Source organism: Aquibium sp. ELW1220 (assembly GCF_030398385.1).
Classification (GTDB): Bacteria; Pseudomonadota; Alphaproteobacteria; order Rhizobiales; family Rhizobiaceae; genus Aquibium.
The window spans coordinates 118424-130509 of record NZ_JAOAOQ010000018.1 but is presented as its reverse complement, the minus strand read 5'-3'; the positions used below and the strand labels follow the sequence as shown (position 1 = coordinate 130509).

At 65.9% G+C, this 12086-nt stretch carries 11 protein-coding genes, 1 tRNA gene and 1 riboswitch; of the genes, 4 read left to right on the top strand and 8 right to left on the bottom strand.

Going from position 1 to position 12086, the window contains the following annotated elements; all coding sequences use genetic code 11:
• Positions 1 to 166: 166 nt before the first annotated feature.
• Both N1F91_RS17350 and N1F91_RS17345 read right to left on the bottom strand, forming a co-directional pair.
• Entirely contained in the window at positions 167 to 2338 is a 2172-nt protein-coding gene (locus N1F91_RS17350) for a GGDEF and EAL domain-containing protein (RefSeq protein WP_289994196.1), read from the bottom strand.
• 615 nt (positions 2339 to 2953) lie between these two features.
• Positions 2954 to 3027 (bottom strand) — tRNA-Gly (locus N1F91_RS17345).
• Positions 3028 to 3266: 239 nt separating this feature from the next.
• Here N1F91_RS17345 and N1F91_RS17340 point away from each other — a divergent pair.
• Positions 3267 to 4070 carry an ion transporter gene (locus N1F91_RS17340; RefSeq protein WP_289994184.1) on the top strand — a complete coding sequence of 268 codons (804 nt, stop codon included), beginning with the start codon at positions 3267 to 3269 and terminating at the stop codon, positions 4068 to 4070.
• A gap of 63 nt (positions 4071 to 4133) precedes the next feature.
• Here the strand turns inward: N1F91_RS17340 and N1F91_RS17335 are convergent, their stop codons facing one another.
• Entirely contained in the window at positions 4134 to 5219 is a 1086-nt protein-coding gene (locus N1F91_RS17335) for a 2'-deoxycytidine 5'-triphosphate deaminase (protein WP_289994181.1), read from the bottom strand.
• A 93-nt stretch (positions 5220 to 5312) separates the two neighbouring features.
• A riboswitch (SAM riboswitch) is annotated at positions 5313 to 5390 on the top strand.
• A gap of 47 nt (positions 5391 to 5437) precedes the next feature.
• Between N1F91_RS17335 and N1F91_RS17330 the strand changes: the two genes are divergently transcribed.
• Together N1F91_RS17330 and N1F91_RS17325 are read left to right on the top strand one after the other, a co-directional pair.
• Positions 5438 to 6625, top strand: a complete 1188-nt coding sequence (locus N1F91_RS17330) for an O-succinylhomoserine sulfhydrylase (protein ID WP_289994180.1) — start codon at positions 5438 to 5440, stop codon at positions 6623 to 6625.
• 93 nt (positions 6626 to 6718) lie between these two features.
• Complete coding sequence (locus tag N1F91_RS17325) at positions 6719 to 8191, top strand: hypothetical protein (protein ID WP_289994178.1); 1473 nt, start codon at positions 6719 to 6721, stop codon at positions 8189 to 8191.
• Positions 8192 to 8199: 8 nt separating this feature from the next.
• On the opposite strand, the gene N1F91_RS17320 is transcribed toward N1F91_RS17325, so the two are convergent.
• From N1F91_RS17320 to N1F91_RS17310, 3 genes are all read right to left on the bottom strand, one after another.
• A complete protein-coding gene (locus tag N1F91_RS17320) occupies positions 8200 to 8691 on the bottom strand; it encodes a GNAT family N-acetyltransferase (RefSeq protein ID WP_289994176.1) in 492 nt (163 codons plus the stop codon).
• Positions 8688 to 8975 carry a DUF1778 domain-containing protein gene (locus N1F91_RS17315; RefSeq protein WP_289994175.1) on the bottom strand — a complete coding sequence of 96 codons (288 nt, stop codon included), beginning with the start codon at positions 8973 to 8975 and terminating at the stop codon, positions 8688 to 8690. The genes N1F91_RS17320 and N1F91_RS17315 overlap by 4 nt, the downstream gene beginning before the upstream one ends.
• A 66-nt stretch (positions 8976 to 9041) precedes the next feature.
• A complete protein-coding gene (locus N1F91_RS17310) occupies positions 9042 to 9647 on the bottom strand; it encodes a CDP-alcohol phosphatidyltransferase family protein (RefSeq protein ID WP_289994174.1) in 606 nt (201 codons plus the stop codon).
• A 131-nt stretch (positions 9648 to 9778) separates the two neighbouring features.
• Between N1F91_RS17310 and apaG the strand changes: the two genes are divergently transcribed.
• Positions 9779 to 10171, top strand: coding sequence for a Co2+/Mg2+ efflux protein ApaG (gene apaG / locus N1F91_RS17305; RefSeq protein WP_289994173.1), 393 nt, complete (start codon positions 9779 to 9781; stop codon positions 10169 to 10171).
• A gap of 3 nt (positions 10172 to 10174) precedes the next feature.
• On the opposite strand, the gene N1F91_RS17300 is transcribed toward apaG, so the two are convergent.
• Complete coding sequence (locus tag N1F91_RS17300) at positions 10175 to 11149, bottom strand: Hsp33 family molecular chaperone (protein ID WP_289994193.1); 975 nt, start codon at positions 11147 to 11149, stop codon at positions 10175 to 10177.
• 7 nt (positions 11150 to 11156) lie between these two features.
• Positions 11157 to 12086: an ornithine carbamoyltransferase gene (gene argF, locus N1F91_RS17295; RefSeq protein WP_289994192.1), complete on the bottom strand. Its 930-nt coding sequence runs from the start codon at positions 12084 to 12086 to the stop codon at positions 11157 to 11159.

Genomic DNA, 12086 nt, shown 5'->3' with positions numbered 1-12086 from the left:
CGGGAATGTCGCGGAAGATCGTGATCAGGGAAGGCATCCGAAAACTCCAAAATAGGAGCCATCCAAAGAATCCAGATCAAACCTCCACGCCAGTCCTATTTCTCAAATGCGATTCCCCTACACCTTCGCCGCAAGGTCCGGCGGGGACGTGCGGCATGAGCGTCGGTCAGCGATCCTTGTTCATTGTGCAACCTGCCGGCCGTTCGAACAGGTCTCTGGCAGAGACCGCGGGCGAATACAGATAGCCTTGCGCGATGTCACACCCCATTGCGAGCAGAAGTTCGCTCTGATCGGTCGTCTCCACGCCCTCGGCAACGACGGCCAGATCGAGGTTCCTGGCCAGTCCGACGATGGATGCAACGATCGATCGCGCCCGTGCATCGCGAGCGAGCGACCCGATGAAGCTTCGATCGATCTTGATGATGTCGACCGGGAAGCTGATCAGATGAGTCAGGGACGCAAAGCCGGTGCCGAAGTCGTCGAACGCGATCAGCACCCCCTCCTGGCGCAGCCTGGCGCAGGCGGCGCGCACTTCATCGGCCGACCGCGACAAGACGGTTTCCTCGGTAATCTCCAGCTGGATGTGATGCGGGGCCAGTCCATGGGCCGATATCTTCCCCAACAGCTCGTCGACGAGCGTTTCATCCTGAAACTGCTGCGGGCTCATGTTCAGCGCGACGTGGCCGAATTCGATCCCGGACCTGAACCACTCACCCGCCTGCCTGAGGCCTTCGTCGAGAACGAACGACCCGATTTCAGTGGAGACGATGGTGTCGTCGAGCCCCACCCGGAACTCGCTCGGGCCTCGAAGCACGCCGCCATCCTGCCAGCGCAGCAGCGCTTCAAGGCCAACCAGCTTCTGGTCCGACAGTCGGAACTTCGGCTGGTAGTGGAGGAGAAACTCACCCTTCTTCAAGGCCGCGCGAATGCGTCCGATCGTTTTGACCTTCTGCATGGCTTGCGACAGAAGCGCCTCTGCATAGAACTGGAGCCTGTTCCTGCCGTTTCCCTTCGCCGCATAGAGCGCAAGGTCGGCCTCCGTCAGCAGGTCCGCGGGATCGACCGCCGGTCGGTTCAGGGAATGGCTGATGCCGATCGAAACCCCCAGCTGAAAGCCCTGCTCTTCCCAAAGGAACGGTTCCGAGATCTTCTTCAGGATCCAGACGGCCAGAGCTTCCATGTGCAACGCATCGGTTGCAGGAAGCAGGACCGCGAATTCGTCTCCGCCGACGCGGGCAATGCAGGCCTCGGCAGACATCGACTGGAGCCTTCGTCCGATTTCGCGGAGACAGGCATCTCCTGCAATGTGACCGGCCGTGTCGTTCACGTCCTTGAAGCCGTCGAGATCGAGCATCATCAGGCAGATTGGCCGGTCGGTGGACCGCAACTCCTCCATCCGCGCAAGAAGCGTGGCGCGGTTGACGAGACCGGTGAGCAGATCATGTTCCGCCAGAATGCGCAGCCTGGCGCGGATCTCCTTGTCGGCCGTGATATCCTGCTTCAGGCCGAAGCGCCTGATGGCGACGCCGTCGTGGCCCATTTCCACGGCACTGCAGATCCGCGCATGTCGCGGCTCGCCCCTCGCGGTCTGGAATGCGAGTTCGATGTCGTAGGGCGAGTTGTCGCTGTGGGCCCGCTTCACGGTCTCCTCCAGCCTGGACCACTCGCTGTCGCTGTAGAACCGGCGCAGGGTTTCATCGGTGATGTCTGAACCCGGGTCCAGCGCGTGAATGGCGTAGAGCGTGTCGCTCCATCGGTACTGACCGGTGGTGAGATCCCGCTCCCAGGCCCCCATGTTGGCGAGGCGGCAGGCATCCTCGAGGAGCCGCTGCTTGAAGAGCAGCTCGCTGTTCTGGTGACCGAGCAGACGGCTTTTCAAATGGAGCTCGTCCAGCACCAGGTTCAGCTTCCGCGCCTGGGCGAACTGCTTGATGAGGGCCTCCGCCACCTGCCCAAGTCGATCCAGCATCCGGAGAGCGGTGGGCGAAAACCGCCGCGGCTTGGTGTCGAGGACGCACAATGTCCCGACATGTATCCCGGGCTCGAGAGCGAGCGGCACGCCTGCGTAGGATCGGATACCGTTGTCCTGCTGGACGAAGGGATTGGCCGAGAAGCGTGGATCCTTCGTCGCATCCTCGACGACGAGCGAATGGCCCGTCGCGACGGGATAGTTGCAGAATGCCGTCTCGCGACGTGTCTCCCGCATGTCGAGACCGTGGACCGCCTTGAACCATTGCCGGTTCTGATCGAGGATGGTGATCAGGCTCACGGGGACGTTGAACATTTCGCTGACATGGGTGACGAGCGCATCGAATTGCGCCTCGAAGCCAGAATCCATGATGCCGGACTCGAAGACATGTCGGAGGCGGATTTCCTCGTTCGGCGGCACGGGATACATGGGCGGCGGTCCTATAAAGGGCACCTATCACTATTATTAGAAGAGCCTGAATTAGGCATTAATGCCGGGACTTACCCTGCGGCAGGCGCGCGTTCGCGCTGCCGATCGCGAGTTCATCCGGATGCAGCGCTGCCGGCCGCGCGCCTCCGGCCAGCTAGACGATCTTCAAGCAGACCATGCTGAGGGGTTCTGCGCCTGCGCCGCACACGACGACCCGGGGTCGCAGACACTGATCCGGCGTCCGCGCGATGCTCCACCCCAGACCGGATCCCCAGGAAGCGTTTTCACCGCGTCACGTGACGAAGTGCTTGCCGGCCAGCATCGGCGACCTTTCGTTCGCTCCTGCGCATGTCGGAAAAAAGCGAGATCGTATGGGCGCCGCCAAGCCTCACGACAGGCGGCAGCTTCTAGGCCCTCTCGAACGCGAGCTGAGACCGATCCTCGCGGCCTGAGCCAGCCAGCGGGCAACACGCGAAGGGCAGAACATGGCCGCAGCGCGCAAAACCGCCACTCTACCGCACCGGCGGTCCGGACTTAACCCGTTGAAAAGAAAGCTGGAGCGGGTGAAGGGAATCGAACCCTCGTATGCAGCTTGGGAAGCTGCCGTTCTACCATTGAACTACACCCGCGACCGGCCCATTACATCGCGGCAGCGTCGTCTCGTGTCAAGCGGTTTGCAAGGCTGCGGCCGGGGAAAGAGGGCTGCGGTTCCCGTGCCTCGGCACCGCGTCCGACCCGCTCTGCGCAACCGGCGGAGCGTCGGGTCGGTCGCCGTCGGCTTGTCGCCGCACCGCTTGCACTGCCTTGACGCAGCGCACAAATCCACCCACTTGTCGCGCGTTCCCGTCCCTCCCCGGAGCCCGCCACCGTGACCGCCCTGAAGAGCCTCGTCGAATCCCGCCGCTTCGACCTCGCCATCACCGCCCTGATCATCGTCAACGCCATCACGCTCGGCCTCGAGACCTCGCCCGCCGTCATGGCTGCCTGGGGTCCGGTCCTGCTCGTCCTCGACCGGGCGATCCTCGCCGTCTTCGTGGCCGAGCTGGCGGCGAAGATGCTGGTGTACCGGGGAAGCTTCTTTCGCGATCCCTGGCGCATCTTCGACCTCGTGGTGGTGGCCATCGCGCTGATGCCGGCCACCGGCAGCCTGTCGGTGCTGCGCGCGCTGCGCATCCTGCGCGTGCTCAGGCTGGTGTCGATGGTGCCGTCGCTGCGCCGCGTCGTCGGCGGGCTGGTCGCCGCGCTGCCGGGCATGGGCTCGATCATGCTTCTGCTGACGCTCGTCTTCTACGTTTTCTCGGTGATGGCGACCAAGCTGTTCGGCGCAAGCTTCCCCGACTGGTTCGGCACCATCGCGAAATCGGCCTACTCGCTGTTCCAGGTGATGACGCTGGAAAGCTGGTCGATGGGCATCGTGCGGCCGGTGATGGAGATCTACCCCTACGCCTGGATGTTCTTCATCCCCTTCATCGTCTGCACCACCTTCACCGTGCTGAACCTGTTCATCGGCATCATCGTCTCGGCCATGCAGGCCGAGCACGAGGAGGAGGCGACCGCCGAGCGCCAGGCGCTGCAGGGCGAGCAGGAGATGATCCTGGCCGAGATCCGGGCGCTGCGCGAGGAGGTGAAGGCCATGGCCGGGCAGCGGCAGGCCGAGATCCGGCAGGGCTGAGTCCGGCCGCTTCGCCGCACCGATGCGGCCGGAAAAGGCCGTCCGCGGCGGAACCCCCTCCGGTCAGCGGAAGTGCTTCGACAGCTTCAGGCCCTGCGCCTGGTAGTTCGAGCCGAGGTCGCTGCCGTAGAGCGCGCTGGGGCGCTCCAGCATGTGCTCGTAGACGAGCCGCCCGACGGTCTGGCCGTGTTCGAGGATGAAGGGCACCTCGTGGCTGCGCACTTCGAGCACGGCGCGGCTGCCGGTGCCGCCCGCCGCCGAATGGCCGAAACCGGGATCGAAGAAGCCGGCATAGTGTACCCGGAACTCGCCGACCAGCGGGTCGAAGGGGGTCATCTCGGCCGCATAGGCCGGCGGGACGTGGACAGCCTCGCGGCTGACCAGGATGTAGAATTCGTCGGGATCGAGGATCAGTTCGCGGTCGGGATGGGCATGCAGCGGCTCCCAGAACTCGGCGACGTCCTGTGCCCCGCGCCGGTCGACGTCGATCAGGCCCGTATGGTGCTTGCCGCGGTAGCCGACGAGGCCAGAAGCGTCGCCCTCGAGGTCGATCGACAATGCGATGCCGCCGCCGGTCACGCTCGGCTGGTCGGCTGCCACCAGCGTGTCGGTGCGGTGCAGGTCGGCGAGTTCCGGTTCCGTCAGGATGGCGTTGCCGGTGCGGAAGCGGATCTGCGACAGGCGCGAGCCAGTGCGGGCAATGATGGGAAAGGTGCGCGGGCTGACCTCGAGATAGAGGCCGCCGCGATAGCCGGCCGCGATCTTGTCGAACTCGGCGCCGAAGTCGGTCATGACGCGGGTGAAGATGTCGAGCCGCCCGGTCGAGCTCTTCGGATTGGCGGACGCCGCGATGTCGGCCGGCAGTGCCAGGCTTTCCAGCAGCGGCACGATATACACGCAGCCCGTCTCCAGCACGGCCCCGTCGGTCAGGTCGATCTCGTGCAGCTTCAGCCGTTCGAGCTTGTCGGCGACGCGCCGGCCAGGCCCCGGCAGGAAGCTCGCGCGGACGCGGTAGGCCTTTTCTCCAAGGCGCAGGTCGAGGCTCGCCGGCTGGATCTGGTCGGCGTCGAGCGGCCGCGACGAAGCGAGCGCGCCGGAGGCAAACAGCGCCGAGATCGCGTGGTCGGGAAGTATGCCAGTGCTGCGCAAGGTCGTGCCGGTCCTCATCCGCCCAGGTCGGAGGGCCTTCCGACGTTTAACGACGGCACACGTTGACGCAAGTGCGCGGCGGGTCTATGGGGAAGCTTATCCCGTGGTGATTTGGCCGGTCGGCTTGCAGCCACGTTAAACAAGTCGCTAAAGGGCCGAGGGGAAACCGGCTTGCGACTTCGCGGCCGGTTTTTTTGTGCGCTGAAGGCAGGACGACGATGGGCGAGACGAACAGGAACTGGAAGCCGGCGACGCAGCTGGTGCATGGCGGGACGCAGCGTTCGGCCTTCGGCGAGACGTCGGAGGCGATCTACCTGACGCAGGGCTTCGTCTACGAGAGCGGCGAGGCGGCGGAAGCCCGCTTCAAGGGCGAGGAGCCCGGCTTCATCTATTCGCGCTACGCCAACCCCACCGTCGACATGTTCGAGAAGCGCATGTGCCTGCTGGAAGGCGCCGAGGACGCGCGCGCTACCTCGTCGGGCATGGCGGCGGTGGCCGCCGCCCTGCTCTGCTCGGTGAAGGCCGGCGACCACGTGGTGGCGTCGCGGGCGCTGTTCGGCTCCTGCCGCTGGATCGTCGAGACGCAGATGCCGCGCTACGGCGTCGAGACCACGCTGGTCGACGGCCGCGACATGGCGCAGTGGGAAGCCGCGGTGCGGCCGAACACGAAGCTGTTCTTCCTCGAAAGCCCGACCAACCCGACGCTGGAGGTGGTGGACATCGGCGCGGTGGCGAAGATCGCCAATGCGATCGGCGCGCGCGTAGTGGTCGACAACGTCTTCGCCACCCCGCTGCAGCAGAAGCCGCTGGAGCTCGGCGCCCATGTCGTCGTCTATTCCGCCACCAAGCACATCGACGGCCAGGGCCGCTGCCTCGGCGGCATCGTGCTGTCGGACAAGAAGTGGATCGACGAGAACCTGCACGACTATTTCCGCCACACGGGCCCCAGCCTCTCGCCCTTCAATGCCTGGACGCTGCTCAAGGGCCTGGAGACGCTGCCGCTGCGCGTGAAGCACCAGACCGAGGGCGCGGCGAAGATCGCCGACCATCTCGCCGGCCATGCCGCCGTCGAGCGCGTCATCTATCCCGGCCGCAAGGACCACCCGCAGGCCGACGTGATCGCGCGCCAGATGACCGGCGGCTCGACGCTCGTCTGCTTCGAGGTCAAGGGCGGCAAGGAAGGGGCCTTCCGCTTTCAGAACGCGCTGGAGATCGTGCTGATTTCCAACAATCTGGGCGACGCCAAGAGCCTGATCACACACCCGGCCACCACCACCCACAAGAACCTGACGGACGCCGCACGCGCCGAACTCGGCATCAATCCAGGCACGGTGCGCCTCTCGGTCGGGCTCGAGGACGCGGGCGACCTGATCGACGACCTGGAGCGTGCGCTGGCGGCGGTGTAGCCGGGCACGCGGGATGCGCGCAAACGCAGGCGACCGCCCGTCTTTCTTGCAGCGCCGTCCTGAAGTATAGGTGCTGCAACAAGGGAGATCCGAATGCGCCGTGTCCTGCCTTTCCTCATCCTCCTCGCAGTAACCACGGTGCCGGCGCCTGCACAGACCGTTGACGATGCGGGCGCGGCGCGTATCGCCGAGACCCTGTCCCGCTATATCGGCCGGACGGCGTTCGAAAAGCGGATGCTCGACGTCTCGGCCGACGGTGACGCCTACCGGCTCACGTTCGATTTCGGCTCGCTGGCCGCGATGGCGCCGGAGAGTGCGGCGCTGTCGCTCGACCTGGAGCCCTTCACGGTCCGGGTGAAGCCGCAGGCCGACGGTACCTTTGCCGCCTCGGGCGCCATAGCGCCGAACGGTTCGCTCAGCTTCCGGACGCCGGCAACCGGCCTGTCGCCCAGCCTGAGTTCGCGGGTCGAGTGGAGCCTGGAGCAAAGCGGGTTTACGGGTACATTCGACCCCGAACTCGCCACTTTCTCGGTTGCGCAGGGCTCGTACCGCGGCATGAAGCTGATCTCGTCCGACGACAACCAGCGGGCGGACATCACCACCGGCTCCGGAATCTTCGAGATGACCGCAGGGAAGTCGAGCAAGGGAGGCGTGGACTACGAGTCGCTGCAGACCATGGTCGATCTAGCCGAGACCGTGACCATGCGGGCCTTGCCGGACGGACCGCAGATGTCGTTCTCCGTGACGTCGCCCAACGTGACGGTCGTATCGGATGCGACCGGCTTCCGGGTCTGGCCGCTCCTCGACATCGCCGCATTCGCCGTCGCTCATGCGGACGAGCAGGCTGTCGCGGTCGATCAGGCGGAACTGAAGCGGCTGATCCTGGCAGCCCTGCCATTCTGGGACACGGTTTCCGTCGGCTACGATGTCAGCGATCTGACCGTCGAGACGTCCGTCGGGCGGTTCGGCATTGCGGGTTTCGAGTTGAAGATGGCAGTCGACGGCATCAGGGACGACGGTTCGCTCGACTACGGCTTCGGCGTTACCGGATTGAGCCTTCCGTCAGGCCTCGCCCCTGCGTGGAGCACGCCGCTGCTGCCAACCGACGTCAGCCTCAACTTCGGTGTCCGCAACTTGAATGCGGAAGAGCCGCTTCGTCTGTTCGTCGATGCATTCCAACTCGATCGGAAGCCGCCGATACCGGATGCGGTCGGCCAGGACATCCTTGCCGAGTTCCTCGGCGACCCGCCGACATTCGTCATGGAGCAGAGCGTCATCCGCAACGGCGAGATCGAGATCACCATGTCGGGCGAGATGCCCTTTCCGCTCGGCAAGCCGACCCTGAGTGCCACGATCGAGATGGCGGGTTTCGAGACGGCGGCCGCCGCGCTTCAGGCCGCCGCAGCCGTCGCCCCCGGCGCGCAGCAGGTGTTTCCCTTCGTGCTCGCCGCCAGGGGCCTTGGCAGGACGCTGGAAGACGGCCGACTTCGGTGGATCGTCGAACTCAACGGCGACGGCTCGGTGGTGGTCAACGGCGCGAGGCTCAAGGGGCCGGATCCGATCTGACGGCGGGGTCAGATCGCCATCTCGATGTCGGTCAGGCGGACCATCAAGGTCATGGGATCGAGCATCGACGGCTCGAAGCCGAGCGACAGGTAGAACCGCCGTGCGTCGTCCGAAATGGCATGAACGAGAATGCCGCGGATTCCGATGATGTCGGCGGCGCGCCGCACGCGCTGCGCAGCGTCGCGGAACATGGCGCCCCCCAGTCCCCTCCCCTGCCATTCGCGGTCGACCGCGAGGCGGCCGAGCACGACGATTGGAACGGGGTCGGGCATGTTGCGCCTGATCCTGCTGGAAGCCGCGCTCTGCACTACGGCGCCGGACGCCAGCGCATAATAGCCGACCACGCGCGTTCCATCCGCCGCGACATAGGTGCGGGAGGCGCCGCTCGCCTGATTGGCTCGCGCGCGCCGTTTCAGCCAGTCGTCGAGGCCGTCGACGCTCGAGGCGAACCCCACGACGTCGTGAGCCTCGCCGAGTGGTTCGGGGGCCTGGAGGCTCACGGTTGATCCCAGGGCGCCTTTCTGGCCAAGACGTGCCGCAGCCTCTCATTGGGCGCGGATGGCGCGTCGAGCCTTTCGCTGAAGGCTGCGAAGGCCTCCGGATCAGCCAGCCACAGCGAGCGATCGAGCAGGGTCTCCTCTGCCGCCCGGCGGGATGCCTCCAAAACGAAGTCGGTTCGGGACTTTCCGGCGAGTTCGGCAGCCTGATCGATCAGGCTGCGCAGATCCGGCCGGATCCGTAGGTTGAGCGTGTCGCGAACGGTGCGCGACGCCTTCTCGGACAACTTGGATGTCGGTTGCATTGGCATGACGGGTACGTAGCATACTGTAACGCCATTGTCATTACATCCCTATCCGAACTGCCGTCCCGCCAGCACGATGCGCGACAGCGCGGTGTAGAAGCAGACCGCCGCGAAGACATAGGCCAGCACCGGAAACCAGCCCGGGAACAGGCAGGCGAGCACGAAGACCGCAATGGTCTCGGTCGCTTCCGCGAGGCCGGTCGTGAAGAAGATCGACTTCTCGCCGCGCGCCACGGTCGCCAGCCGGCGCCGCTCGGCGAGGATGGCGAAGGCGAGGAAGCTCGCGCCGTTGACGTAGAAGGAAAAGACCAGCACGGCCGCCGCCACCGCGTTTGCCGCCGGATCGGCCAGCGCGAAGCCGACCGGTATCGCGCCGTAGAAGAAGAAGTCGAGCACGATGTCGAGATAGCCGCCATAGTCGGTCTTGCCGCGGATCCGCGCCACCGCGCCGTCCAGCCCGTCACCGATCCGGCTGACGACGACCAGCGCGAGGCCGGCAAGGAAGTACTGGAGCGCGATGGCAATGCCCGCCAGCACGCCGATACCGAAAGCGGCGAGTGTCACCTTGTTGGCCGAGACTCCGGTCCGCGCGACCATTCGGGCCAGCCGCTCGATGACCGGATCGATGACGCGGCGCGCCCACCCGTCAAGCATCGGTGTCGTTCCCTTTCGCCATCGTCGCGGTGTTCCGCATTTCGGTCACGGTTCCACTGGACTGTCGACGGTTGACGGCGCGGATTTCGTCGGCGAGAGAACGGGACATCCGCCCGCCCGGAGCATGAGACATGTATCGGTCCATTACACGCAACATCGAGGTCAGCGTCGAGCCGTTCTATCTCGACGACCGCTCCGACCCGTCGGAGAGCCATTACGTATGGGCCTATCGCGTGACGATCGCCAATAACTCGGACGAGCACGTTCAGTTGATCTCGCGCTACTGGAACATCACGGACGGCACCGGCCGCGTCGAGGAAGTTCGCGGCGCGGGCGTTGTGGGCGAGCAGCCGGGCCTCGATCCCGGCGACAGCTTCCAGTACACCTCCGGCTGTCCCCTCGCCACGCCGTCCGGCATCATGGTCGGGCGCTACACGATGCGGGCCGGTTCCGGCGAGACCTTCGAGGTCGACATTCCCGCCTTCTCGCTCGACCTTCCGAACGTCACGCGCACCGTCAACTGAAGCCTACTGCTTCTCGACGAATTCCGCCGGGTCGAACGTGTACTCGGTCGAGCAGAACTCGCAGGTGACGCGGATCCGGCCGTCCTCGATGCTGTCGACGATCTCCTCGGCGGTGAAGCCGCTCAGCACCCCGTGGATCTTCTCGCGCGAGCAGGAGCAGTCGTCGGCGACCGGAATGCCCTCGTAGACCACGACGCCATGCTCGTGGAACAGGCGGTAGAGCAGGCGTTCGGTGCCGATCGTCGGGTCGAAGAGTTCGTCCGGCGCGATGGTCGACAGGAGCGACACCACTTCCACCCAGGCGTCGTCGACCATGCTGTCGTCGATCTCGCCGTCGTCCCCGTCGCCGCCCGGCAGGTCGGGCATGCGCAGCCGTTCCGGCGCCTCGGGCAGGAACTGCGCCAGGATGCCGCCGGCGCGCCAGCTCTCGCGGCGGCCATCGGCGCCGGGCAGCACCTGCCGCGCCACGGCCAGCCTCACTTCGGTCGGTATCTGCTCCGACTGGCGGAAATAGGTCCGCGCGACCTCCTCGAGCGAGATGCCGTCGAGTTGGACGATGCCCTGGTAGCGCTGGGTGTGGACGCCCTGGTCGATGGTCATGGCCAGGATGCCCTTGCCGAGCAGGTCCTGCGGCTCGACGCGGCCCTGCGCCTGCGCCAGCGCCAGGCGCTCGGCGTCGAAGCGCGCATAGGCGCGCATCGATCCGGGCGAGGTGAAGTCGGCCACCAGCATGTCGACCGGTCCGTCCGACTGGGTCTGCAGGATGAACTTGCCGTCGAACTTGAGCGAACTGCCGAGCAGCGCGGTCAGGACGACGCATTCCCCCAGCAGCCGCGCCACCGGTTCGGGATAGGCGTGGCGGCCGAGGATCTGGTCGAGCATCGGCCCGACCTGCACGGCACGACCGCGCATGTCGAGCGGTGCGACCTGGAACGGCACGACGACATCGTCGCCGGCGAAGCCGAACTCGCCGAGCATGGTCTCATCAGCCAAGGGCGGCTCCCGACAGGCACCAGGCAAGCACGGCCTTCTGCGCATGCAGGCGGTTTTCCGCCTCGTCGAACACGACCGACTGCGGCCCGTCGATCACCTCGTCGGTGACCTCCTCGCCGCGATGGGCCGGCAGGCAATGCATGAACAGCGCTTCGGGCCTGGCATGGCGCATGAGGTCGGAATTGACCTGGTAGGGCTGGAAGATGTTGTGGCCGCGCGCGCGGTGTTCCTGGCCCATGGACACCCAGGTGTCGGTGACCACGCAGTCGACGCCCATCACCGCCTCGACGGCATCGTCGAAGAAGCGGACGTCGGCGCCCTCGCCCCGCGCCCATTCCACGTAGGACGCCTCCGGCTCGCTGCCCTTCGGCACGGCGACGTTCACCCCGAACCGGAACCGCGCCGCCGCCTCGATCAGCGAGTGCAGCACGTTGTTGCCGTCGCCGGTCCAGGCAAAGCGCTTGCCCGTCACGTCACCGCGGTGCTCCTCGTAGGTCAGGACGTCGGCCATCAGCTGGCAGGGATGGGTATCGTCGGTCAGGCCGTTGATCACCGGCACGGTCGCGTTCTGCGCCAGTTCCATCAGCCGGTCGTGCGAGGTGGTGCGGATCATGATGATGTCGACATAGCGCGACAGCACCTTGGCGGTGTCGGCGATGGTCTCCGAGCGACCCAACTGCATCTCGGTACCGGTCAGCATGATCGTCTCGCCGCCGAGCTGGCGCATGCCGACGTCGAAGGACACGCGCGTGCGGGTCGACGGCTTGTCGAAGATCATCGCCAGCACCTTGCCGTCGAACGGCCTGTCGCGCTCGCCCGCCTTCAGGCGCGCCTTGCGCGCCTTGGCGTCGTCGAGGATCCCGCGCAGATCCGTGGCCGAAACGGCAGACAGATCGGTGAAGTGCCGCGGCTTTCCATTCAT